Source organism: Thalassobacillus cyri (genome assembly GCF_900107755.1).
Lineage (GTDB): Bacteria > Bacillota > Bacilli > Bacillales > Halobacillaceae > Thalassobacillus > Thalassobacillus cyri.
Genome location: NZ_FNQR01000003.1, coordinates 249612 through 273298, shown reverse-complemented (window position 1 = coordinate 273298; position 23687 = coordinate 249612). Strand labels below are relative to the sequence as shown.

General features: G+C 43.0%; 23 protein-coding genes and 1 pseudogene. 20 read left to right on the top strand and 4 right to left on the bottom strand.

What is annotated here, in order from left to right; genetic code table 11:
- Nucleotides 1-5 precede the first annotated feature (5 nt).
- Nucleotides 6-1292, top strand: a complete 1287-nt coding sequence (locus tag BLV00_RS05500; RefSeq protein ID WP_093043233.1) for a GntP family permease — start codon at nt 6-8, stop codon at nt 1290-1292.
- Nucleotides 1293-1449: 157 nt separating this feature from the next.
- Here the strand turns inward: BLV00_RS05500 and BLV00_RS21895 are convergent, their stop codons facing one another.
- A complete protein-coding gene (locus BLV00_RS21895; RefSeq protein ID WP_176791336.1) occupies nt 1450-1617 on the bottom strand; it encodes a hypothetical protein in 168 nt (55 codons plus the stop codon).
- Nucleotides 1595-1768, bottom strand: coding sequence for a hypothetical protein (locus BLV00_RS21890; protein WP_176791334.1), 174 nt, complete (start codon nt 1766-1768; stop codon nt 1595-1597). Before BLV00_RS21890 ends, BLV00_RS21895 begins: the two co-directional genes overlap by 23 nt.
- A gap of 49 nt (nt 1769-1817) precedes the next feature.
- Here BLV00_RS21890 and BLV00_RS05495 point away from each other — a divergent pair.
- The 19 genes and pseudogenes from BLV00_RS05495 to BLV00_RS05405 all read left to right on the top strand — a co-directional run.
- A pseudogene (locus BLV00_RS05495) lies at nt 1818-2321 on the top strand (thiolase family protein); the annotation flags it as partial.
- Between the two features lie 29 nt (nt 2322-2350).
- On the top strand, nt 2351-3613 hold the full coding sequence (locus BLV00_RS05490; RefSeq protein ID WP_093043424.1) for a peptidase: 1263 nt from the start codon (nt 2351-2353) through the stop codon (nt 3611-3613).
- 210 nt (nt 3614-3823) lie between these two features.
- Nucleotides 3824-4495 carry a GntR family transcriptional regulator gene (locus tag BLV00_RS05485; RefSeq protein WP_093043231.1) on the top strand — a complete coding sequence of 224 codons (672 nt, stop codon included), beginning with the start codon at nt 3824-3826 and terminating at the stop codon, nt 4493-4495.
- A 17-nt stretch (nt 4496-4512) separates the two neighbouring features.
- Nucleotides 4513-5871: a 4-aminobutyrate--2-oxoglutarate transaminase gene (gene gabT / locus BLV00_RS05480; RefSeq protein ID WP_093043229.1), complete on the top strand. Its 1359-nt coding sequence runs from the start codon at nt 4513-4515 to the stop codon at nt 5869-5871.
- A gap of 18 nt (nt 5872-5889) precedes the next feature.
- On the top strand, nt 5890-7281 hold the full coding sequence (locus tag BLV00_RS05475) for an APC family permease (protein ID WP_093043227.1): 1392 nt from the start codon (nt 5890-5892) through the stop codon (nt 7279-7281).
- 14 nt (nt 7282-7295) lie between these two features.
- Nucleotides 7296-8711 (top strand): NAD-dependent succinate-semialdehyde dehydrogenase, encoded by a 1416-nt coding sequence (locus tag BLV00_RS05470; protein WP_093043225.1) that lies wholly within the window; start codon nt 7296-7298, stop codon nt 8709-8711.
- A 120-nt stretch (nt 8712-8831) separates the two neighbouring features.
- A complete protein-coding gene (locus BLV00_RS05465; RefSeq protein ID WP_143030682.1) occupies nt 8832-9305 on the top strand; it encodes an Hsp20/alpha crystallin family protein in 474 nt (157 codons plus the stop codon).
- 346 nt (nt 9306-9651) lie between these two features.
- Nucleotides 9652-11100, top strand: coding sequence for a Na+/H+ antiporter NhaC (nhaC, locus tag BLV00_RS05460; RefSeq protein ID WP_245728834.1), 1449 nt, complete (start codon nt 9652-9654; stop codon nt 11098-11100).
- A 41-nt stretch (nt 11101-11141) separates the two neighbouring features.
- Entirely contained in the window at nt 11142-11393 is a 252-nt protein-coding gene (locus BLV00_RS05455; RefSeq protein WP_093043221.1) for a biotin/lipoyl attachment domain-containing protein, read from the top strand.
- Between the two features lie 142 nt (nt 11394-11535).
- Nucleotides 11536-13665 carry a sigma 54-interacting transcriptional regulator gene (locus BLV00_RS05450; RefSeq protein WP_093043219.1) on the top strand — a complete coding sequence of 710 codons (2130 nt, stop codon included), beginning with the start codon at nt 11536-11538 and terminating at the stop codon, nt 13663-13665.
- 192 nt (nt 13666-13857) lie between these two features.
- Nucleotides 13858-15243: an aminotransferase family protein gene (locus tag BLV00_RS05445; protein ID WP_093043217.1), complete on the top strand. Its 1386-nt coding sequence runs from the start codon at nt 13858-13860 to the stop codon at nt 15241-15243.
- Nucleotides 15244-15285: 42 nt separating this feature from the next.
- Nucleotides 15286-16377, top strand: a complete 1092-nt coding sequence (locus tag BLV00_RS05440; protein WP_093043215.1) for a C45 family autoproteolytic acyltransferase/hydrolase — start codon at nt 15286-15288, stop codon at nt 16375-16377.
- Nucleotides 16378-16380: 3 nt separating this feature from the next.
- A complete protein-coding gene (locus BLV00_RS05435) occupies nt 16381-17808 on the top strand; it encodes an NAD-dependent succinate-semialdehyde dehydrogenase (protein ID WP_093043213.1) in 1428 nt (475 codons plus the stop codon).
- Between the two features lie 31 nt (nt 17809-17839).
- Nucleotides 17840-18490 carry a GNAT family N-acetyltransferase gene (locus BLV00_RS05430; RefSeq protein WP_093043211.1) on the top strand — a complete coding sequence of 217 codons (651 nt, stop codon included), beginning with the start codon at nt 17840-17842 and terminating at the stop codon, nt 18488-18490.
- Between the two features lie 27 nt (nt 18491-18517).
- Nucleotides 18518-19660 carry an alanine dehydrogenase gene (ald, locus tag BLV00_RS05425; protein WP_093043209.1) on the top strand — a complete coding sequence of 381 codons (1143 nt, stop codon included), beginning with the start codon at nt 18518-18520 and terminating at the stop codon, nt 19658-19660.
- A gap of 167 nt (nt 19661-19827) precedes the next feature.
- Nucleotides 19828-20256 (top strand): NUDIX hydrolase, encoded by a 429-nt coding sequence (locus BLV00_RS05420; protein ID WP_093043207.1) that lies wholly within the window; start codon nt 19828-19830, stop codon nt 20254-20256.
- Nucleotides 20257-20350: 94 nt separating this feature from the next.
- On the top strand, nt 20351-20752 hold the full coding sequence (locus BLV00_RS05415; RefSeq protein ID WP_093043204.1) for a hypothetical protein: 402 nt from the start codon (nt 20351-20353) through the stop codon (nt 20750-20752).
- A 24-nt stretch (nt 20753-20776) separates the two neighbouring features.
- A complete protein-coding gene (locus tag BLV00_RS05410; RefSeq protein ID WP_093043202.1) occupies nt 20777-21100 on the top strand; it encodes a nucleoside triphosphate pyrophosphohydrolase in 324 nt (107 codons plus the stop codon).
- Nucleotides 21101-21154: 54 nt separating this feature from the next.
- Entirely contained in the window at nt 21155-22087 is a 933-nt protein-coding gene (locus tag BLV00_RS05405; protein ID WP_093043200.1) for an Nmad3 family putative nucleotide modification protein, read from the top strand.
- Nucleotides 22088-22129: 42 nt separating this feature from the next.
- Here the strand turns inward: BLV00_RS05405 and BLV00_RS05400 are convergent, their stop codons facing one another.
- Both BLV00_RS05400 and BLV00_RS05395 read right to left on the bottom strand, forming a co-directional pair.
- Nucleotides 22130-22915, bottom strand: coding sequence for a TerC family protein (locus BLV00_RS05400; protein ID WP_093043198.1), 786 nt, complete (start codon nt 22913-22915; stop codon nt 22130-22132).
- Between the two features lie 29 nt (nt 22916-22944).
- Nucleotides 22945-23331: a sporulation protein gene (locus tag BLV00_RS05395; RefSeq protein ID WP_093043196.1), complete on the bottom strand. Its 387-nt coding sequence runs from the start codon at nt 23329-23331 to the stop codon at nt 22945-22947.
- Between the last annotated feature and the right edge of the window lie 356 nt (nt 23332-23687).

The window sequence follows — 23687 nt, the reverse complement described above, 5'->3', positions numbered from 1 at the left end:
TCAACATGTTTGGAATATTATTAGGTCTCATTGTGTTGATGGCATTGGCCTATCTCGGCTGGTCCATCATCTGGGTAGCCCCGATCGCTGCGGGAGTCGTAGCGGTCACAGGCGGCCTTGATTTGTTAGAAGCCTATAAAGATACGTATATGGGCGGGTTCGTAGATTTTGCTAAAGCATGGTTCCCTGTCTTCATGCTTGGGGCTATTTTTGGGAAACTGATGGAAGACACCGGCATGGCCCGGTCTGTCGCGGTCGCATTGACAAAACTGATTGGAACAAAGCGTGCCATCCTAGGAGTGCTGGCATCCGCAGCAGTATTGACTTACGGAGGCGTCAGCTTGTTCGTTGTTGTTTTCGCTGTCTATCCACTTGCTCTATCGCTGTTCCGTGAGGCGAATATCTCCAGGAAACTGATCCCGGCAACTGTCGCGTTAGGGGCCTTTACCTTTACGATGACCGCCATCCCGGGAACACCGCAGATTCAGAATCTGATCCCGATGCAATATTTCCAGACAGACGCTATGGCTGCACCTGCTATGGGTATCATTGCAGCGATTATCATGGCAGTCGGGGGATATTTTTACTTAAGATGGCAGGAGAAGAAACTGACCAAAAGAGGGGAAGTCTTCACCGAGCCAAATGATAAAAATATGATGAAAGTTGAAGAAGAGGACGATCCTAATTTCATCCTGTCTATATTACCACTTTTGACTGTACTTATAACTTTGAATGTTTTCGGATGGGATGTCGTCGCGGCCTTGATTGCAGGTATTTTATTAATCATGGTATTGAATCCGACAAAATTCAAGCGATTCATTACTTCCATGAACAAAGGGGCAAACGGCTCTGTTATTGCCATCATCAACACTAGTGCTGCCGTTGGTTTCGGTACCGTAGTACGTGAAGTCCCAGGGTTTGAACGTCTGACCGAATTGTTGATGGGAGTCAAAGGACATCCGCTCATTTCTGAAGCAATCGCCGTCAACATCCTTGCCGGTGCTACCGGTTCCGCATCTGGGGGGATGGGAATCGCACTGGAAGCACTCGGCTCGAAGTATTATGAAATCGCACAGAACACCGGTATCAGCCCGGAAGCCTTCCACCGAATTGCTTCCTTGTCATCCGGGGGTCTTGATGCCCTGCCGCATAACGGTGCGGTATTGACGTTGTTCGCGATTACGGGCATGACCCATAAAGACAGCTATAAAGATATCTTTGTAGTAGCCGTCCTGATTCCGGTCATCTCTGTTGCAGTTGTCATCTTGCTGGCAGCTATCGGAATCTTATAAATATAGAAACAAGCCAGGTCAACGCTATCATGCAGCGGCCTGGTTTTTTACGTCATAATTCAGCATATATTTTACGTGAAGATATTCCGTTGGTTTGATGATATAGGAAAACCCGGAGACTGACCCCAATGGACAGTTTCCGGGTTTATTCATTATCTTAGCTTAATTCAGCACTCATGTTAGTAGGGATCAAACCAGCATCTTCATAAATCTTGTCCAGCTTCTCCTGGAACTGGTCAAAATGATTTTGAGCCTCTGACAAGTCTGCCTTCTTAGGTGAACTTTCCAAAGTGCTTTGCACTTCACCATAATGAATCAAGCGCACTTGTATATTGCTCCTTGAGATCGTCAGGAAGTTCACCGTTAATTTCGAAACCTTCCAAGGCAGTTACAGCCTCGCCAGCTGCGATTTTAGCTTCGTCTGCAGCTGCTTGTAAGTCTTCGTCAGCAGGCGGCTCTTCTTCATTTGCCTTCATGTCCTGGTCAATTTTTGAATGGTGTGGGCGAAGCTTATTAGCAAGACTGAAGCTGAAACCCGTTTTTCAAAAAGACGGCACGATAACTGCCGGAAATGCATGTCCGATGAATGATGGAGCAGCTGCGGTGTTGATGATGTCAGAATCTAAAGCGAAGGAACACGGGCTGAGTCCTTTGGTCAAGGTAAAAGCTTATGCTAGTGCAGGGGTGGATCCCCACGTCATGGGAATCGGACCTGTGCCCGCTACAAAGAAAGCACTGGATAAAGCCGGGTTGACGTTATCGGATATTGGCCGAATCGAACTGAATGAAGCATTTGCCGCCCAGTCCCTGTCCGTCGTCAAGGATTTAGAGCTTGATCCAGCCATTGTCAATGTGAATGGAGGAGCTATTGCATTAGGGCATCCCGTTGGCGCTACAGGAGCTAAGCTGACGGTTACTTTAGTGAATGAAATGCTTCGCTCAAATGTGAAATATGGATTAGTCACTGCCTGTATGGCAGGTGGAATGGGAATCAGCATCATCTATGAAAATATGAATGTCGAGAGGTGAGAGAGCAATTGGCACAACTAAAGGAAAATATCAAAAGTGAAGTCCATCAATGGCTCACCGACCATCAAGAGGAAGGGATAAATCTGCTTCAAAGCCTTGTCCAGGCAGATAGTACACAAGGGAATGAAGCAGAGGCGCAACAGATTGTAATAGATACGCTGAATGAGCTGGGTTTAGACGTGGATAGATGGGACCCTGATGGTGAATCGTTAAGTAAGCATCCTTATTTCGCGTCCTCAAGGGATAATTTTAATGGCAGTCCAAATGTCGTAGGGGTACAGAAAGGCACAGGAGATGGCCGGTCCATCATTTTTAACGGCCATATTGATGTAGTACCCGCAGGGGATCGCGAGCAGTGGGATTTTGACCCTTATAGTGGGAAAGTAGTCGACGGAAAAATGTACGGGCGTGGAGTAACGGATATGAAGGGTGGCAATGTAGCCATGCTTCTTGCCATAAAAGCCCTTCAGAATATTGGGATTCAATTAAAAGGAGACGTCATCTTTCAAAGTGTAGTCGAAGAAGAAAGTGGTGGTTCTGGTACGCTCGCCGCTGTCCTTAAAGGATACAAAGCCGATGCAGCTATTATTCCGGAGCCTACAAATATGAAGGTCTTCCCTAAACAGCAAGGTTCTATGTGGTTCCGTGTTCATGTGAAAGGACGTTCAGCTCATGGCGGTACTCGTTATCAAGGGGTCAGTGCAATTGAAAAGAGCCTGGCTGTAGTGGACCATATCAGACAGTTGGAAAAGAAGCGAAATGACCGTATCTCTGATCCTTTATATCAAAACATTCCAATCCCTATCCCTATTAATGTTGGCAAGATTGAAGGAGGAGACTGGCCTTCTTCCGTAGCTGACTTAGTGAAAATTGAAGGGCGGATGGGAATTTCTCCAGAGGAAACGATGGAAAATGCCAAGGCTGAGATGGAAGAATGGCTGGAAAAATTGAAAGAAGTTAATCCCTGGTTTGAAGAATCCCCTGTAAGGCTTGAATGGTTTGGGGCCCGCTGGCTGCCTGGATCTATTGATCTTGAGCATAAGCTAATGAATACGCTCGTCTCCACGTATCGTGATGTTTTAGATGAAGAACCGATCGTTGAAGCTTCCCCCTGGGGAACAGACGGCGGGTTATTAACGGAAGTTGGAAGCACCCCTTCCTTGGTTTTTGGACCAGGAGTAACCGGGATGGCTCACTTCCCGAACGAATATATTGAGCTGGATAAAGTGTTTGAAGTAGCAGAAATAATGGCATTAACTTTGGTAGATTGGTGTGGAATAGAAGAATCATAATTGGATGAAGTTTAATAGGAATGATGGCAGGCTTTTCATACTTTTGACAGTATGAAGAGCCTTTACTTTTATAATATGCTTAACATTCACAATCCATAGAATTATTATTTTTTTCTGAAAAATAACTAGAAAAATGATATTTGTTACGTTAGAATGATATATAACTTAGAAAGATTGTATACAATCTGAGGATACAATGGTGGGTTAATTATGAAAAACAAGAAGAATAACGAAGAGCTGGCTTATGAAAAAGTGAAGCGGGCGATCATGCTGAAGAAACTGAATCCTGGTCAACGTGTGACAGAGGATTGGGTAAGTAAAGAGCTGGAGATGAGTCGTACTCCGATTCGTGCAGCATTTAAACGTTTGGAAAATGAAGGGCTGATTGAATTAGTGCCGAACAAGGGTGCTGTCGTGTATAACCCTTCCAACAAAGAACTGGAGGATGTCTTCCATCTACGTGTAGTGTTGGAACAGTATGCTGCTCAATTAGCAGTCCCCCATCTGTCAGTCCAGCACATCGCTGCTATGGAACAGCTAGTGAAAGAAGAGTTGGACGCCTATGAAAAGAAAGATTTTGAGGCATTTATGCAGGTGAATGCTTGTATTCACACCTATCCGGCTAAAATTTCAGGCAACAAGTTTTTATTACAGCAAATAGAGACACTCAACCAATGGTCGGATGGCTACTTGATTTTAAAAGATGAATTCTACTCGACCCCTATGGATGAGGTAAAGTCTGCATCTGAACATAAAAAAATCATTGAAGCATTCAGAAAAAGGGATGTCAACAAAGCGAGAAGTGCCATAGAAACTCATTTATTGTCCACCTTAGGAGATTTGTCAAAAGACTTATCATATCGAACATCAATTTTTAATTAAGTAAAGGGGAGATTGTAATGTCAAATCATGCTTCAGTTAAAACAAATTTACCAGGACCGCTTGCCAGTGATCTGCTGGAGCGTCGTCACCAGATTGTTCCAAACGCTGTCAGTTATGGGATTCCGACTTTCGCAGCAAAGGCAGAGGGAGCCAAGGTGACAGATGTCGATGGCAATACATTCATCGATTTTGCTGGAGCAATCGGAACGATTAATGTCGGTCATTGCCATCCGAAAGTGACAGAAGCGCTTCACGATCAAGTGGATAAATTCATTCACACCGGCTTCAATGTCATGATGTACGAGCCTTACATTGCATTAGCGGAAAAGCTGGCAGAATTATCACCAGGCAGCCATGCCAAAAAAGTGCTTCTTCAAAACAGTGGAGCAGAAGCGGTTGAAAATGCGGTGAAAGTAGCCAGGAAGTATACGGGAAGGCAAGGAGTTGTGACTTTTGCAAACGCTTTCCACGGGCGGACGTTGATGACGATGTCCATGACGAGCAAGGTAAAACCTTACAAATATGAATTCGGTCCATTTGCACCGGAAGTATATAAAGCACCATTCCCATATGCTTACCGTCGCCCAAAAGAGATGAGCGAAGAAGCCTATGTTGACTTTATGATCGAGCAATTCAACGATTTCCTCATTAAAGAAGTTGCGCCGGAGACGATTGCTGCTGTTGTCATGGAGCCGGTCCAAGGGGAAGGCGGGTTCATCGTACCTGACAAGAGGTTTGTCCAGGCAGTGAGGGAACTTTGCAATCAGCATGGCATTTTGTTTGTAGCAGATGAAATTCAGACGGGCTTTGGCCGGACGGGCAAATATTTTGCCATGGACCATTATGACATCGTCCCTGATCTTATTACCGTTTCTAAATCATTAGGAGCAGGTACCCCAATCAGTGGTGTCATTGGAAGACAGGAAATCATGGATGCTGCCAATGCCGGTGAATTAGGCGGAACCTATAGTGGTAACCCATTAGGCTGCCGTGCTGCGCTTGCCGCTATTGACATCATCGAGGAAGAAGGACTGAACCAACGCGCCGATGAGATTGGCAACAAAGTGAAAGACACATTCATTAAATTATCTGAAGAAGTCGATTGTATCGGTGATATTCGAGGTTTAGGTGCTATGGTTGCTGTTGAAATCGTCAGCGATAAAGAAAATAAAACGCCTGATAAAGCACTTGCCGGACAAATGATTTCCCACGCTCAACAACAAGGCCTGCTGGTATTAGGAGCCGGGGTTTATAACAATGTTATCCGCTTCTTAATGCCATTGGTTATCACAGACGAAGAATTGGAAGAAGGCCTGGAGATTATCCAAAGTTCTGTAAAAGCTGTTTGGAAAGACAACTCGCAGGTTTCTGTATAACAACAAAGGAGTGTTTTGATGAAAGAAGAGAAACAATTGAAAAAAGTATTGTCCAAATTCGATTTACTATTCCTGGCCCTGGGAGCCATGCTTGGCTGGGGATGGGTCGTCCTGTCTGGGACATGGATTACATCCGCCGGATCCATGGGGGCAGTGATCGCGTTTGCTATCGGCGGGCTGCTGGTTGTATTTGTCGGTCTGAACTATGCAGAATTAGCCTCTGCCATGCCGAAAGTAGGCGGGGAGCATGAATATGTCCACAGAGCGCTTGGCAAAAACATGTCCTTCGTGGCTTCCTGGGCGATAACGTTAGGATATATTTCGGTAGCAACATTTGAAGCTGTTGCTCTGCCGACGGTTGTTGACTATTTGCTTCCGAACTATCAGATGGGTTATTTATGGACCATTGCAGGGTGGGACGTCCACTTAAACTGGGTATTGATCGGTTCCGTAGGAGCATTGATCATTACGGTAATCAATTACATTGGGGTAAAGCAGGCCGCTGCTATGCAGACGTTCTTCACCCTAATGATTGTCGGAGTCGGCCTGTTGTTGATTTTTGGCTCTGGTCTTCACGGGGAACCGGCTAACTTGTCTCCATTCTTTGTGGGTGGAATGGGCGGAATGGTGACGGTATTGGTGATGGTTCCGTTCTTATTTGTCGGCTTTGATGTCATCCCTCAGGTGGCGGAAGAAGCTAAACTTCCCCAAAGACAAATTGGTAAGCTCCTGGTCATTTCTGTTGTGGGTGCAGTCGTCTTTTACCTGGCAATTGCTATTGGCGTTGCACTTGGGCTGGACCAGACACAGCTTGCCGGTTCTGAACTGGCTACTGCAGATGCCATCGCTTCATTGTTTGGTTCACAATTCTTTGCTCAGCTATTGATTATCGGTGGTGTGGCAGGGATCATTACTAGCTGGAACTCTTTCATCATCGGCGGCAGCCGGGTACTTTACGCTATGGCGGAATCAGGGATGCTTCCCGCTTGGTTCGGTAAACTACACCCGAAATACAACACCCCATCCAATGGGATTCTCTTCATCGGTGTCCTTTCTATGCTGGCACCTCTGCTGGGCAGGTCCGCGTTAGTATGGTTTGTTGATGCTGGTGGTTTGGGAATTGTAGTAGCTTACTTCTTTGTCGCTTTATCTTTTATCGTTCTGAGAAAGAAAGCACCTGAAATGAAGCGTCCATTCCAGGCTGGAAAATCACCGATTTATGGCTATCTGGCACTGGTTTTGAGCTTTGGGTTCATTACTTTATATTTTCCAGGGATGCCAGCGGCGCTCGTCTGGCCGTATGAATGGTTCCTTTTTGCAGCTTGGACCATTTTAGGAGTTTATTTCTTTATAAATATGAAAAATGGCAAATATGAAGAAAGTGTGGAACAAGAAAAAGAAGCATTATAACGAGGAGGAATACAATGGATAATTTTATAAATGGGAAACCTTACACTACAGATGCCACTTTCGATGTTACGAATCCAATCAATCAGGAGCGACTCGATTCTGTACCAAATGCAGGAGAAAAAGAAGCGAAGCTTGCCATCGATGCGGCATATGAACAGTTCCATCAATGGAAAGAAACGACCGCGAATGAACGAGCCGCTTTCCTGTGGCGCTGGTACGAATTGATTGAACAACATAAGGAAGAATTGGCAGAAACCATGACGAAAGAACAAGGAAAACCATTAAAAGAAGCTTTAGGAGAAATTAATTACGCTAATGACTTTGTAGCCTGGTACGCTGAAGAAGCGAAACGGATTTATGGCGAAACCATCCCGGCTTCGAAACGCAATAAACGTATCCTTGTCCAAAAACAGCCGGTCGGCGTCATGGCAGCGATCACCCCGTGGAACTTCCCGGCTGCGATGATCACAAGGAAAGTCGCGCCAGCTATTGCTGCAGGGTGTACCGTATTGATCAAACCTGCCAGTCAAACACCTTTGACAGCACTTCGACTGGTAGAACTTGCTATTGAAGCAGGAGCACCGGCAGGACTAATCAATATTATAACGGGTAGTGCAAGGACAATCAGTGAAGTATGGTTATCTGATTCACGTGTTCACAAACTGTCTTTTACCGGTTCTACGGAAGTAGGAAAAGTATTGATGAAACAATCTGCCGACACGATGAAACGGATTTCTCTTGAACTTGGTGGACAGGCACCTTTTGTTGTTCTGAAAGATGCGGACCTTGATAAAGCAGTAGCCGGTGCGATTGCCTCTAAATTCCGCAATGCTGGACAGACATGTATCTGTTCAAACCGATTCTATGTGCATGAAGACATTCTGGAACCATTCACCCAGAAATTGAAGGAAGCCGTCGAGAAATTAAAGGTGGGTGATGGTCTGGATGAACAGACGGATATCGGGCCATTGATCGACCAGGATGCCTATGAAAAGGTGACCCAACATATTGATGATGCTGTCAAAAATGGTGCCGAAGTTGTGGTCGGTGGGAAAGGGTTTGAGTCAGACAGCGGCTACTTCATTGAACCTACGGTATTGACAAATGCTGAAGATACAATGCTGTGTATGAGTGAAGAAACCTTTGGGCCAGTTGTGCCCGTATCTACTTTCACGGATGAAGACGAAGCGATCAAACGGGCCAACGATACACCATTTGGCCTTGCTGCTTACCTTTTCACCGAAAATCTAAGTAAAGCTTTGACATTATCTGAAAAACTGGACTATGGCATTGTTGGTTTGAACGACGGGGCCCCTTCAGCTGCACAGGCGCCATTTGGCGGCTTCAAAGAAAGCGGACTAGGAAGAGAAGGCGGACACTTCGGTATTGAAGAATACTTAGAAACAAAATATATTTCGATTGGCCTGTAAGGAACCTTGTAAAAGGACTAAGTCGATGCTCTTAAAAGCGTCGGCTTGGTTCTTTTTGTTTAATAACGCCCAATTTTGCTAGGTGCCCATTACACTTCTGCCCATTTCACATAGATTGAAGTGAGTAAACGAAAGGGGTGGACACCATTGGCTTCCAAGAAGAAAAGCAACCTGCCTAATATCTTTGATGACTCATTTTATGAATTCCTAAGATCCGTTGAGAATTTTTTTGATAAATCCATGCAACAGCTGAAACCGTTTTTAAATCATGAAACAATTCCGATCGATATCCACGAAACATCCTCTGAAGTGGTGGTAGAAGCACAGCTGTCTGGTTACAACAAAGACCAAATAAAAGTTGAAATCTCCGGAAACCAAATATGGATCTCTGCGGAGAAAAAAGAAATCACAGAAACGATTGATGAAAACAGTAACCATTATTATAAAGAACAGTCACTGCAAAAAGCGGAACGATCGTTGACGTTGCCGTTCATCGTTTCTGAAGAAGAAACGAAAACGACTTATCACGATGGTATACTGAAAATTATTACTCCTAAAAAGAAGCAACTTGAATCACGAATGGACTATTTCTGATTTAAGCAGAAAGTGCAAGTTAACTTTTTTATTTTTTGTATAATATACAACTCTCTTAAGAGTAAGAGACCGGTGAACGAATATGTTCAGCGGTTTCTTTAATGGACTTCAGTCTGCGTATGTATATTATTTCCTTTGTTAATATCGATTTTATCAGATAATATAATAAAAAAATTATGAATTTTTAAATAAACTTATGCAAAAGTGGGTAGAAAAGCCTTTTAATTTATCTGAAAATAGCGAATAAATCGAATAAATAGAATTGGCATGTATCTTGCATATTAGTTAAGTGATCGGTCCTGATTACCTTCAGGATACGAAAAACTAATAGAGAGAGGGATTTATAGTGAATGGAAAGTTTAATAAGAAGGCGGTAAAAACACCATCACTTAAAGTAGCGATGATACCGATTGCCTTTATGATTGTATCGTTGTATGTGGGTATTGCGGAGTTTGGTCTCGATCCCCACGTTCCATTATTGTTAAGTGCAGTCGTAGCTACCATCGTTGCTTTGTGGCTTGGCCATACCTGGAATGATATCGAAACCTCATTTCTTAATACCATCCGGTTATCGATGCAAGCGGTCATCATTTTACTAATCATCGGGGCAATTATTGGTACCTGGATAGCTGCAGGTATTGTACCGACGATGATTTATTATGGATTGTCGTTGTTATCGCCTACATACTTCCTTGTATCTGCTTGTGCAATTTCTGCAGTAGTTGCGTTAGCCTCGGGAAATGCGTGGACGGCAGCAGGGACAATCGGTATCGCTATTATGGGAATCGGTCAAGGACTTGGTGTAGATTTGGCGATGGTTGCCGGTGCAGTCATCTCTGGGGTGTACTTTGGAGACAAAGTTTCCCCATTATCTGAGACGACAAACATGGCACCTGGTATTACTGGAGCAGAGCTGTTCGAACATATCAAGCACATGATGTACACGACGATACCGGCTCTTGTTATTGCGTTAATTTTATACACCATACTTGGACTGCAATTTTCTGAAACACAATCAAGTATTGCAGAAGTCCAAGCTCTACAAAATCAATTGAATGATATTTTTGTAATTTCTCCATGGCTTTTATTAGCTCCAGTAGCCGTCATAGTCATGATGGTCTTCAAAATGCCTGCAATACCAGGCCTTACAATTGGCGCACTGATCGGTGTTGTTTTCGCCATTGGCTTTCAGGGTGTGGCTCCAGGTGAAGCGTTGAGTGTTATGTATTATGGTTTTTCCAAAGAAGTTGGTATTGAAGTAGTAGACAACCTTCTTAATAACGGTGGAATGGAGAGCATGATGTATACGGTGGCGTTGATATTGATTGCCATGTCATTTGGCGGTATTTTGGAGAAAGCTGGAATACTGGAAGCGATTGTTTTGGCACTATTATCCTATGCCAAGAAAACGGGAAGCTTAATAGCTACAACGGTGGCGACTTGTGTTGCTGCAAACATCATTGCATGTGACCAGTATCTTGCGATCATATTACCAGGGCGTATGTATTCTAAAGCATATAAAGATCGAAATCTCCATCCGAAAAATCTATCCAGGACAATCGAAGATGCCGGAACGATGACATCTCCTTTGGTTCCTTGGAACACCTGTGGGGCTTTCATGTTTGCCACACTTGGTGTATCCGCACTAAGCTATGCTCCTTTTGCGTTTTTATCCCTCATTAGCCCAATCATTGCAGTCATTTATGGCTATCTGAATATCAAGATCGAATATTTACCTGAAAAAGAAAGTAATATGAACATCGAATTTCAAAGCAAGAGAAGTGCACAAGCTTAATCAATTTAGATAGCGCTTTCAATAGGGAGGAATCCAAGGTTATGCATGGTTATGAATTGGTCGTCAGCCCCTGTGAAGGGGTTGTAGAAGAGATTTCTATAGGAGAGAGAAGCAGGGTATATGAATGGGAATCCTTATTCAAGATTCGTACTGAAAATGGCGAACTGGAAAATGTGGCGATCGGTGTTAGTGGATTAGTTCATTCATTAGAGGTAAGTGAAGGAGAAGAGGTGATTGCCGGGATGGTGATGGCTCAACTCCAGGAAGATGTGGTCATAAGTGGAAGTGACTGAATAGAAAAAGCTTGGGGAAGTACAGTGTATCTACTGTGGCTTCCCTTTTCCGCTGTACGCCCCGTGGTAATTTTCCGAATTTTATTTTAAATTGGTATAATAGATACAGAAACAGTCAGAATCACGGGAAGGAGATAAACAAATGAACCATTCAATCACTGACAAATTAATACCTCTCACTTATCTTTCCCTCGACCCTCTGGATCGTGATTGGAAGACACGTTTATCAGAAACCGATGAGCCGTTCGTATTTTTGACGAAAAATGAAGAGGTAGTCGCATATGTATACCTCGATGATTTAGATAAAAAGCAGCTGACAGGACCAGCGTTCACGACAAAAGATCTCGAAGTGCATGCTGTTCCGATATCCAATGTCGGGGAATGGAAAATGGAACAGCCTGTCTCACTGCCGTTCATATTCCAGGTTCTTGGGGAGCATATAACATTAATCAAAAACGAAACTGATGAATGGATTGGATATGTCCGTAGAGAAGATGCCCTCGTAGAACTATTCCGTCAGGATAACCCGAATCTCAACCTATTGAAAGTCATGCTGTCCTCGATTCCAATGGGTGTGTTCGTCATCAATGAAGATACTAAAATTGTCAACTGTAATGAATCGGGATTGAAGATGATCAAATCTTCTTACGAGGAAGTAATCAATAACAAGGCTGGTGTGATATTCAATCAGGAGCATATTAATAAGGTTCTTGACTCTGGGGAAACAATGTTAAACCAAATCCATATCACTGATGATATGGGGGTGCTGGTCGATTACAGTCCGATTTTGAAAGACGGTAAGCAGGTAGAGGGGATGATCATCATCGTCCAGGATCTTCCGATGGTGGAAGAGATGGCGATGGAAATTGAATATGTCAAAAACCTGAATACGGATTTGAATGCTATTCTAGCTACGATGTACGATGAAATCCTTGTCGTTAATCAGAATGGTGAGTTACTTCGTTACAGTGAGAATTTTTTAGCTGATTTCTGGGGCGTCGAAGATATGAATGAATTGCTTGGGAAAAGCCTGTTAGAATTTGAAGAAAGAGGTATTTTCAGTCCATCAGTAACGAGACTGGTGTTAGAAAAGAAGAAAAAAGTATCTGTCGTTCAGCAGACTCCTGATGGAAAAAATGTATTGGCTGTCGGCAATCCGGTACTTAATGACGATGGGGAAGTCCACCGGATTATTATAGCTTCCCGGGATATTACGGAAACGACCAAGTTGAAAACAGAACTTCGAGAAACAAAGCGGCTTACTAAAAACTATAAGGAAGAGTTGGATAAGCTGAAAAATAGGGATGCCTATGCCAACAAAATTATTTATTGTAGTAATAAAATGGAAAAAGTGATGAACAGGACAAGGAAATTGGCAGATTTCAATTCCACGGTACTGATCCTGGGAGAATCAGGAGTGGGAAAAGAACTGATCGCCAAGTCAATCCACCGTGAAGGGAATCGTGCAGACCAACCATATCTGGCCCTCAACTGTGGAGCAATAACGGAAGATCTATTAGAAAGTGAACTATTCGGCTATACCAAAGGTGCGTTTACTGGAGCAGATTCAAAAGGAAAAATAGGTTATTTTGAGCAAGCAAATCAAGGTGTTCTTTTTCTTGATGAAATAAGCGAAATCCCACCGCGTCTGCAGGTGAAACTGCTAAGGGTCCTGCAGGAAAAAGAAGTCACTCCAGTCGGTAGTACGCAGTCTATTCCTGTTGATGTCCAAATAATAGCTGCGACAAACCGTAACTTAGAAAAGATGGTAGCGGATGGTACCTTTCGTGAGGATTTGTTTTATCGTATCAATGTTATTCCAATCCAGGTTCCCCCACTCAGGGAGAGGCCGGAAGATGTCCCATTATTAGCGTTTCACTTTATTCAGCAGCTAAATGAAAAATACAATAAAAAATATCATCTTTCGCCGGAGGCTCTTAATTTATTAGAAGTATATGATTGGCCGGGAAATGTCCGGGAGTTGCAAAATCTTATGGAAAGGCTGGTCGTGACAGCTGATGATGATGTCATTACAGCCGACTTTGTCAACCAATCATTGAAGTTCGGGGAAACAAAACAGGCGAAACCAGTTGTCACTGGAATTCTGCCTCTACAAGAAGCACGAGATCATCTGGAAGAACAATTGATTATGCTGGCGATGAAGAAATACAAAACAACCACGAAAGCTGCTGCAGCTTTGGGTATCAGTCAATCGGCAGTCAGTCGTAAATATCAAAAAATCATGAAAAACAAAGAGACGATTGAATTATAAGTGAGATGCCAAGCCCCATCCCTTTTCATAAGAGACGGGGCGTTTTTTATGCACCAAAAGATAGGGTATGCATAGATGCATAAATATCAGAATTTTCATAATTGATAATCCCCTGCTCTACTTGTTTTTTGACTTGGCATGGATTTTGCATTGTATAAAGTGAAACCGAAAACCAATTAGGAGGGATTTGCAATGACAGATCAATTATCTGTATCACCAACAGCTCTCGTAGATTTAGAAGAATTAGATAAAAAACATTATCTCCATCCAACCACCATCCCTAAAATCCATGCAGAGCAGGGACCGAAACTTTCATTTACAGAAGGGAACGGTATTTATGTCAAAGATACGAAAGGGGACGAATATATCGATGGACTTTCCATGCTCTGGAATGTAAATCTTGGACACGGCAACCAGGAGCTCGCGAATACAGCCAAAGAGCAGATGACTAAATTGGCTTTCAGTTCTTCCTTTGCCGGGTATTCAAATGAGCCGGCTGTACGACTTGCTGAGAAAATGACATCGATGGCGCCAGGAGACTTAAATGCAGTTTTCTACACTTCAGGAGGATCGGAATCAAATGATACCGCTTTTAAGTTGTCGCGGTTCTACTGGTCAATGAAAGGTAAGCCGGAAAAGAAGAAAATCATCAGTTTGAAGCAGGGTTATCATGGAGTGACAATTGCGGCGCAGACAGCTACTGCTATTCCGTTATTCCACCAGTTCTCAAGCTCAGGAATTTCAGATGTCTTCCATGCTAAGCCGCACCTTACGGACTGTGAGCTAGGGGGTAGAAGCCATCCAGACTATGAAGGATCCATTCGGGATATCGTTGAAAAAGAAGGCGCAGACACCATTGCGGCAGTAATCGTGGAACCAGTTCAAGGTTCGGGCGGGGTGCATATGCCGCCAGATGGTTATCTGGAAGCAGTAAGAAAACTGTGTGATGAGTTTGGTATTTTATTCATTGCCGATGAAGTGATTTGCGGCTTCGGCCGTACTGGAAAAATGTTCGGTGTCGACAATTGGGATGTCGTTCCAGACTTGATGTGTGTAGCAAAAGGGATATCAAGCGGATATAGTCAGCTCGGAGGTGTCTTGATCAAACAAGAAATCAGGGACACGCTAGTTCAATACGATCAAGTACTGGCTCACGGTTTCACTTATAGCGGCCATCCGACAGCATGTGCGGTTGCTCTGAAAAATATAGAAATCCTGGAAAGAGATGAAGTTGTTGCTAACGTAAAGAGTATGGAGCATGAATTGAACGCTGGATTCGAATATTTGAAAGACAAACATCCTACTGTGACAAAGACACGTGCGCTTGGTTTATTGGCGGGATTTGAACTGTATAAGGACCGTGATGAGGAAATACCATTTGATTCATCAATCCTTCCATCGACCGAAGTCGTAGAAGAATGCTTCAATCGCAAGTTGATTCTTAGACCGCTCGCTTCCCAGGTAGGCAGGAACATTGTAGCTATTGCTCCTCCATTGATCATTAACAAACGGCAAGTAGAGGATATGGTTGCAATTATAGATGATTCTATATCTGATTTTGAAAAGAAACACCTTTAATATAACTAGTTAAATATGAAGTTGGGAAAGGAGCAAGCATCTATGATTAAGAGGTTGGAACTTAAAGGTACTCCAAGAGAACTAGGAAGGCAGCATGGAAAAAAAGGGAAACAAGAAGTCCTGAAAAGCCTGGAAACCTATGAAAAGCTGTTCCAGGGGTATAAACAAATCAGCTGGGAGGAAGCGAAGGATATTGCACATGAACACCTTTATGCGATTGAGAAATATGATCCTGATTTGATAGAAGAAATGGCAGGAATCGCAGAAGGAGCCGGAGTTGCTTTCGAGGATATTCTCGCTTTGAACAGCCGTAGCGAAATTGCACTTGCAAACTATAAAGGGGCTGTATTTTCAGATGGCTGCACTGCGATGTCAGTAGCACCACCCCTTACCCAGGACACGATTATCGGTCAAAACTGGGATTGGAAAGGAACACAAAAAGATAGCCTGCTCCTGTTAGATATCCAACAGGAATCGAAACCTGATATCACCATGGTCACAGAGGGAGGTATCATTGGAAAAATCGGCTTCAACTCTTCCGGGCTCGGCCTCTGTTTCAATGCACTGTTGACTGACAAAAAGTCAGATGAATTACCAATCCATATTGGGTTACGTGCTGTACTAGATTCTTATTCGTTACATGAGGCTATTTCAAAAATCAAAGATGGGAAAATTGCGGCAGCTGCCAGTTATCTGATTGGTATCGACGAAGGCGGCCAGAAAGGGATGGCTGTCAATATCGAAGTATCCCCGTTTGGAATCGATATGGTAGGTGGAGATAATGGGAAGCTTGTACATACCAACCATTTATGCTCCGAGCGGATAACTAAGAATCTGACCGATATGAATGAATTCGTATTCGATGACTCAATGATTCGCAAAAAAAGGGCTGAGCAGTTGATCGATACTGAAATTGCCAACAAACAAAACATCGATGAAGCATCATTCAAGCGGTGGTTATCGGATGAGTTCAACGCCCCTAATTCTATCAACCACTATGAAAATGAGCGTGCCCCTGAGCATAGAAGAATGGAAACAGTATTCTCTATCATTATGAATCTATCGCAACGCAAAATGTGGTTGAGTGTCGGACACCCGACGGAAGAAAAATTTGAAGAAATTCAAGGAGGATGACACATGCTTTATATCAATGGGGAATGGAAAGAAGCATATTCAGGAAACAAATTGGATGTATACAACCCTGCAACTGGGGAGTTGATCGACTCTGTAGCGTCTGGTGGGAAAGAGGAGGCGAAAGAAGCGATTCAGGCAGCAAAAGAAGCGTTTAAAACATGGAAAAAAGCAACTGGTCAGGAAAAGGGAAAGTATCTCGCTAAAGTAGCAGCCATCATGAAAGAAAGAGTCGATCAATTAGCAGAAACGATTACACTAGAAATGGGCAAGCCTCTTCCCGATGCCAAACGTGAAGTATTAGGGGGGATCAGCTATGTGGAATGGTATGCAGAAGAAGCAAAGCGTGTGTATGGAGAAACCATTCCAGCATCCCATCCCAATAAACACCTTATGGTATTGAGACAACCAGTCGGAGTGACAGCAGCTATCACGCCATGGAATTTCCCTGTCTCCATGATCACCCGCAAGATCGCTCCTGCGATTGCTGCTGGCTGTACAGTTGTATTAAAGCCAGCGCCAGATACGCCTATATCAGCCATCAAAGTGTTCGAGTGTTTCCATGAAGCTGGTCTGCCAAAAGGTGTAGCCAATCTGGTAGTCGGTAACGCGGAAGAAATCGGAAGTGAAATGACAGAGAGCTCTGATGTACGAAAGTTGACTTTTACCGGATCGACACCTGTAGGAAAATTACTCCTCAGGAATTCAGCCAATACGGTCAAAAAGGTATCAATGGAGCTCGGAGGACATGCGCCGTTAATCGTTTTTGAAGATGCTGATATCGGGATGGCAATAAAAGGTGTGTTGGGGACAAAATTCAAAAATTCCGGTCAGACCTGCATCAGCACTAACCGTGTCTATGTTCACGAAAGCATCGCGGAAGAGTTTGGGCAAAAGCTTGCTGAAGCGACATCCAACCTAAAGATTGGAAACGGGATTGAAGCTGGAATCGATGTAGGACCACTTATTAATTCCCAGGCATTAGAAAAAGTCGAAAGCCATGTCAGCGATGCGGTCGAACGAAATGGAAAAGTACTCTGTGGCGGTAATCGCTACGATACTGATGGAAACGGGACTTTTTACGAACCGACAGTCATCAATTATGCCACTGAGCAAATGAAAATCTCTACCGAAGAGACATTCGGTCCGGTAGCTCCTATTTTCACTTTCAAAGATGAAGAGGAAATCATCGAACGGGCCAACCATGTCAGCTACGGTCTTGCAGCTTATTGCTTCACCAATGATCTGGGAAGAGGCTACCGGATGATGGAGGAGTTGGAATATGGCATCGTCGGTATCAATGACCCAGCTCCGATTGTAGCCCAAGCGCCATTTGGCGGAGTCAAGGAAAGTGGAATCGGAAAAGAAGGCGGAAGGTCAGGATTAACGGAATATCTGGAAGAGAAGTTCGTCTCTGTAGGTACAGCGAAGTAATAAGAATTGTGGAAGGGAGAAGGGTTAGTGTATGACGAACGTTGATTTCCCTGGATTAGAAAAAGGAATTGTCATACGAAAAATTACACCAGATGACATTGAAGAAGTGGCAGCTTTATCGGATAACAGCTTCGGTCCGGATATTTCTTTTAAGCGTGATCACTTCGCAAGCCAGGCGGAAATTTTTCCGGAAGGACAGCTTTGTGTCGAATACGAAGGAAAAATCGTAGGATCTTGTTCCAGTTTGATCGTCAACTTTGATGACTATAAGGATAAGCATGACTATGAAGCTATTTCAGATAAGGGATATATCCGAAATCATAATCCAGAAGGGGTCAATCTCTATGGAGTGGAAGTCAGTGTCCATCCTGATTATAGGAAATTGAAATTAGGTCGGCGCTTATATGACGCCAGAAAAAAAGTATGCAAAAATTTAGGTTTGAAAAGCATCATCATTGGAGGAAGAATTCCTTATTATTACAAACATGCGGATGAAATGTCTGCTGAGGAATATGCAGAAAAAGTGGTCAACAAGGAGCTGTATGATCCGGTACTTACCTTCCAGGCAAACAATGGTTTTGTATTAAGAGGGGTTATTCCGAACTACCTCCCCGATGACGATGCTTCACTTGGTTATGCAACATCAATGGAATGGTTCAACGAAGATTACCGCCGGGAATAATTTAGTAACAAGTTAGGAGGGAATAATATGCGTATTGGTATTCCAACCGAAATCAAAAATAATGAAAACCGTGTAGCGCTGGCTCCTTCCGGTGTCCTGCACCTGGTTACTGACGGACATGAAGTTTATGTGGAAGCAGGAGCGGGCTTTGGTTCCGGTTTTCCGGATGAAGCATATGTGCAGGCGGGAGCCAACATCGTCCCTACAGCAGAGGAAGCATGGATGACGGATATGGTGATGAAAGTAAAAGAGCCACAGCAAGAGGAATATAACTACTTCCGCGAAGAATTACTCCTTTTCACTTACCTGCATTTGGCTGCTGAACCAGAATTGACGAAAGCGCTGGTAGATAAGAAAGTGACGGCTATCGCATATGAAACGGTTCAGAAAGAAAATGGTTCCCTTCCTCTTTTGACTCCGATGAGTGAAGTTGCAGGTAGAATGGCTGCTCAAGTCGGAGCCCAGTTCCTTGAAAAACCGAAGGGTGGGCAGGGGGTCCTGTTGAGTGGTATACCTGGTGTCAAGCGCAGTAAGGTGGCTATTATTGGTGGAGGAGTAGTCGGTACGAATGTAGCGAAACTCGCGGTAGGACTAGGAGCGGATGTTACGATTCTTGACCTGGACCCTGAGCGGCTGCGTGAACTGGATGATATATTTGGTAAGGATATCAACACATTGATGTCGAATCCGTTGAATATTGCTGAATCGGTAGCCGAAGCTGACCTGGTCATCGGTACCGTGTTAATCCCGGGAGCTAAAGCGCCGAAATTAGTTACAGTAGATATGGTGAAAACTATGAAAAAAGGAGTCGTAATCGTAGACGTGGCTATTGATCAAGGCGGTATTTTCGAAACTGGTGACCGCATTACGACTCATGACAATCCCACCTATGAAAAGCATGGTATCCTCCATTATGCAGTTGCCAATATGCCTGGAGCCGTACCGAAAACTTCGACAATCGGCTTGACGAATGTCACTGTTCCTTATGCGCTCGAAATTGCTAAGAAAGGATTTGTCAAAGCGAGTCATGAAAATCCTGCAGTTGCAAAGGGGATTAACATACTTGACGGTATAGTTACATACGAAGCGGTGGCTGATGCTCATAGACTGGAGTATCGTGCTTTAGAAGACCTTCTAGCAGAGAAGGAAATGATGGCAGTTTCGAAATAAAACGGAAAGTATAGGCTTTTCAGGCTGTTTCAGCTTGGAAAGCCTTTTTAAACTCTAATCGAAAAGATGGGTAAGTCTTATTAGCTAAGTATTAGTAAGCCATTAGGAAGCTTCTAGAGGAAGGTGTAAAATAAAGACATAACAATTCAAACAAGCAGGTAATTATAATGAAGAAGCTATCTGCAGGGCTTATTTTGACAGACGGAGAAAAGTTCCTCGGCTGTCATTCAACCGGAAATTGGTTCTATGATTTGCCTAAAGGAGAGGTAGGACGAGACGAAACCCCAAAAGAGACATGTATTCGGGAAGCGAAAGAAGAGACCAATCTGGTTGTTCCGGAAGATCAATTGGTCGATCTAGGAGTGTTCGATTATAACCCCAAGAAGAATCTTCATCTATTCTTATGGAAGGTGGAAGAACTCCCAGGTACTGATGAGATGAGCTGTTCCTCCTATTTCATCCATCGTTATACCAAAAAGGAAACACCAGAAGTAGACGGCTATAAATATATTCGGTTTGGGGAACAAGCGAGCTTTATGACGAAGAATATGGTTAAGGTAACAGAGAAAGTTGAAAAAAGTATAATTAAACGATAATGTTCAAAAAAACGAAAAAATTATTTTCGTGAAATGGCCTTTGATAGGAGATAATGGAGGTGAAGAATACTTATCGTGAAAGTGGGGGATAGCCGTGAATTTTTTTGCCATCTTCAGTATTGTTTGGGGTGTATTAATGATCGGAATTCGTTCACTCATTCATCTCATACCGAAATCATGGAATGAATTTGAATTGAATCAAGTTTACAAAGAAAAAAAGCCAAGGTGGGTATGGGCCCTAGCTGCCATCTCTTTGGGAATAGTTTTTTTTACGTGGTACAAGGAGCTGACTACCGCTGTCCCATATTCGTTATTACTGACCATACTTGTGACACTTACGCTGGTAAAAGTAAGTCAGCTAGTTTTCAATTACAAACAATTCAGAGGCTTCGTCAAAAAAGCCTTGGTGGAAGATCGCCAGCTCATTAGAAAAATAAATGCGGGGACAACGATAGTAGGAATCATCTTGATTATATTGGGAATATATGTTTACTAGAATATAAAATTAAAGGAGATAATAATGCCTTTATATAATAAATTAGTCAGAGATAAAATACCGCTTATCATTGAAAGTAACGGTAAACAGTATAATGCTAGGACGCTGAATGAAAAGGACTATCGGCAAGCCTTAAAGTCTAAATTAGTAGAGGAAACAGAAGAATATCTACAAGCCGAAAAGGATAGTGAGGCAATTGAGGAATTGGCTGATATTCTTGAGGTAATAAAAAATATAGCGGCTATGCATAAAAGTGATATAGGGGAAGTTGAAAATGTAAGAGAGAAAAAAGAAAAGGAATGTGGATCTTTCCAGGATAGAATACTATTAATAGAGGTTGAAGATTAATTCAATTTAAATGAAGAAATAGAGCCATAAAGGGTAAACCAAAGGAGGGCTGAAATGGATAAGTTAATTCTTAGTAGAAAAGGTTTTGACTCTTCTTCTGGATATGGATACTCACCTTATGATCCTAAGACTGGCAACTATATCGTTTTACCTATACCGGAAGATAAAGAAAAAAGTAGAGGATTTAAATATAATGAGCTTTTACTTGAAGATAATTATCTTGAAGGAATGGATGCAAAAAACTTAAGAGAACTTATCGAAGACCCATTAATGGGATATAGCCGTAAAACCCTTAAAATCATTAATGATGCTATTGCCCATTACGATCCTGTATTAGGAAAGAGTCCATGGTTGACTAACGGACCAGCTTTTGGGGCGTTTGGTCAATCTGAATCTGCGGCTGGACATCTTAGGAATCATCAAGTGAAAGAAGGAAGTATTTTTTTATTCTTCAGTAGATTTAAACCGATGAAGAACCGTGTACACCCTCTGGATCCAAGAGGTGCCTGGACGGAAGGGGCCTATTATATATATGGATGGTTAAAGGTTGGGAAAGTCATTGATAAAAGCAACAAGGATGAGTTACCGGCCTTGGTTAGAGAAGAGCATCCTCATGGTTCTGATGAAGATTTTTTGAGACGGGAAAATAATACGCTTTACTTAGCTGCTGATAAATTGTTCGATAATATGGATATTCCAGGATGTGGCTACTTTCCCAAATTAACAAATGAATTGTTGCTCTCATCTGAGCTACATAAAAATAAGCCAAGTATATGGAAAGTTCCATCCTTCTTTAATGAGGATGACTATCGTCCGACTTACTTGAATGTTGATAAGAAGCTAGAGGAACGTTGGCTTTTATGCCCAGACAATGAAGAGTTTTGTTTTGTACAATCTACTGGGCGTGGCCAGGAGTATGTTTCTAATCTAAAGGATAAATCTTCACAGTGGTTACGCTCGCTATTTTTAAATGGGGATACATTTTAGTATAGAAGAAAGCTGCTGAAGTTCCAGCAGCTTTTTTTATTATTAATTTTGTACAACAGGCTTTCTATCTACAACTTGCTGTGGCTTCTCTTTTGATAAAAACCAGCCACCAACACCTATAGAAAGAAGAACAGACCAGAAGACTATTTTCCAGCCGGCACTTTTCGCAAAGCCTTCAGCCAGGATGGCGAGCTCCGGGTGCGCCAGGGTATAGACGGCGAGCTTGACACCGACCCAGGCGACAATCAGATAGGCAGCAGTTTCGAGGCCTGGTCTGCGGTCGAGCAAACCGACAAAGTAGCTGGCTGCAAATCGCATGATCACAAGGCCGATGATGCCTCCGACAAGGATAACAGCGAAGTGACCGCCATCCATCCCTCCGATTTCAGGCAAGCTGGTCATTGGCAATGTAACGGCTAAGGCGACTGCGGCAAGAATAGAATCTACAGCAAATGCGATGTCTGCTAATTCTACTTTGATAACGGTTGCCCAGAATCCTGAGCCCTTTTTTGTTTCCTTTACTGCTTTCTGCTTCGGTTTTAGGACATGCTTTTTCAACAGGTGATAGACAGCGATGCCAAACAAGTAGAGGGCCCCGATCGCCTGAACCTGCCAAATGTGCACGAGGTAAGAAATGATGAACAAAGATCCGAAGCGGAATACAAATGCCCCTGCTAATCCGTAAAATAATGCTTTCTTTCTTTTTTCTTCCGGAAGGTGTTTGACCATTGTAGCGATAACGAGCGCGTTATCTGCTGCCAATATCCCTTCTAGACCAATGAGAATCAGTAATACCCATCCATATTCCATCAATAAAGAAATGTCCAATTCATTTTCTCCTTCAAAATAGTTATTTTTTAATTCGTAACGACGATTTCATCATGATCAAAGCTTTTGACATCGTCTTTAAAGACAATCTTTGTCTGTAAGCGGTAGGTTATGCCTTCTGTAGTAGGAGGCAGTTCTTCCGGTAACTGATAGTGGAACGGAATTTCCGTTTTATCGTTTGCTTCGATTGTTTTTGACATTAAAACCGTGGTTACTGGCTCGATGAATTCTGGTTTTTTGCCAGCCTGTTCTTTCACTAAATCGCATTCCAGTCGGTTTACCCTTTGTCTTACCCAGCCGCCATATAAGTGAAAGGAACCGGAGATATTGCTGCCGGGGGTGAGCTCTTTTGTATTTAAGACCAAATCCACTTTAGGTGAACCGACCTTCAGCTTACTTAACACTTTCGTAATCATTTGCAAGTTACCTCCTTGAGTTAAGGTTGATATAAGTGGCGTTTTACTTTCGTTACCCGTGTTTCTGAGATGATAGACATAAATGATTAGATGCTGTTCTCCTCCTTATAGGCATAAAAAAACCTTTACCAGCAATGTGGTAAAGGTTTTGTGAAGTTCATTGATATACCTTTACCATTTTGGCAAAGGTCTCGCAAACAACGTAATGTTGCCAGTTAAGCCGGTGATCATGGATCACGTATTGGCGACATAACTGTCAGCTACTCCCCTTTGGAGTTTTATTCGGTTTTTAGGAAACTCAAATCTGTATATTTATAATAATATATTTCTGCTGCGCCGTCCACCTATTTTTTGAA

What these genes read in the sequence shown, in the direction of transcription:
- BLV00_RS05395 (WP_093043196.1), bottom strand. Translation starts at nt 23,331, where the DNA reads ATGATTACGAAAGTGTTAAGTAAGCTGAAGGTCGGTTCACCTAAAGTG.
- BLV00_RS05435 (WP_093043213.1), top strand. Translation starts at nt 16,381, where the DNA reads ATGCTTTATATCAATGGGGAATGGAAAGAAGCATATTCAGGAAACAAA.
- ald (WP_093043209.1), top strand. Translation starts at nt 18,518, where the DNA reads ATGCGTATTGGTATTCCAACCGAAATCAAAAATAATGAAAACCGTGTA.
- BLV00_RS05440 (WP_093043215.1), top strand. Translation starts at nt 15,286, where the DNA reads ATGATTAAGAGGTTGGAACTTAAAGGTACTCCAAGAGAACTAGGAAGG.
- BLV00_RS05405 (WP_093043200.1), top strand. Translation starts at nt 21,155, where the DNA reads ATGGATAAGTTAATTCTTAGTAGAAAAGGTTTTGACTCTTCTTCTGGA.
- BLV00_RS05430 (WP_093043211.1), top strand. Translation starts at nt 17,840, where the DNA reads ATGACGAACGTTGATTTCCCTGGATTAGAAAAAGGAATTGTCATACGA.
- BLV00_RS21890 (WP_176791334.1), bottom strand. Translation starts at nt 1,768, where the DNA reads ATGAAGGCAAATGAAGAAGAGCCGCCTGCTGACGAAGACTTACAAGCA.
- BLV00_RS05445 (WP_093043217.1), top strand. Translation starts at nt 13,858, where the DNA reads ATGACAGATCAATTATCTGTATCACCAACAGCTCTCGTAGATTTAGAA.
- BLV00_RS05450 (WP_093043219.1), top strand. Translation starts at nt 11,536, where the DNA reads ATGAACCATTCAATCACTGACAAATTAATACCTCTCACTTATCTTTCC.
- BLV00_RS05410 (WP_093043202.1), top strand. Translation starts at nt 20,777, where the DNA reads ATGCCTTTATATAATAAATTAGTCAGAGATAAAATACCGCTTATCATT.
- BLV00_RS05500 (WP_093043233.1), top strand. Translation starts at nt 6, where the DNA reads ATGTTTGGAATATTATTAGGTCTCATTGTGTTGATGGCATTGGCCTAT.
- BLV00_RS05475 (WP_093043227.1), top strand. Translation starts at nt 5,890, where the DNA reads ATGAAAGAAGAGAAACAATTGAAAAAAGTATTGTCCAAATTCGATTTA.
- BLV00_RS05485 (WP_093043231.1), top strand. Translation starts at nt 3,824, where the DNA reads ATGAAAAACAAGAAGAATAACGAAGAGCTGGCTTATGAAAAAGTGAAG.
- BLV00_RS05420 (WP_093043207.1), top strand. Translation starts at nt 19,828, where the DNA reads ATGAAGAAGCTATCTGCAGGGCTTATTTTGACAGACGGAGAAAAGTTC.
- BLV00_RS05455 (WP_093043221.1), top strand. Translation starts at nt 11,142, where the DNA reads ATGCATGGTTATGAATTGGTCGTCAGCCCCTGTGAAGGGGTTGTAGAA.
- BLV00_RS05470 (WP_093043225.1), top strand. Translation starts at nt 7,296, where the DNA reads ATGGATAATTTTATAAATGGGAAACCTTACACTACAGATGCCACTTTC.
- gabT (WP_093043229.1), top strand. Translation starts at nt 4,513, where the DNA reads ATGTCAAATCATGCTTCAGTTAAAACAAATTTACCAGGACCGCTTGCC.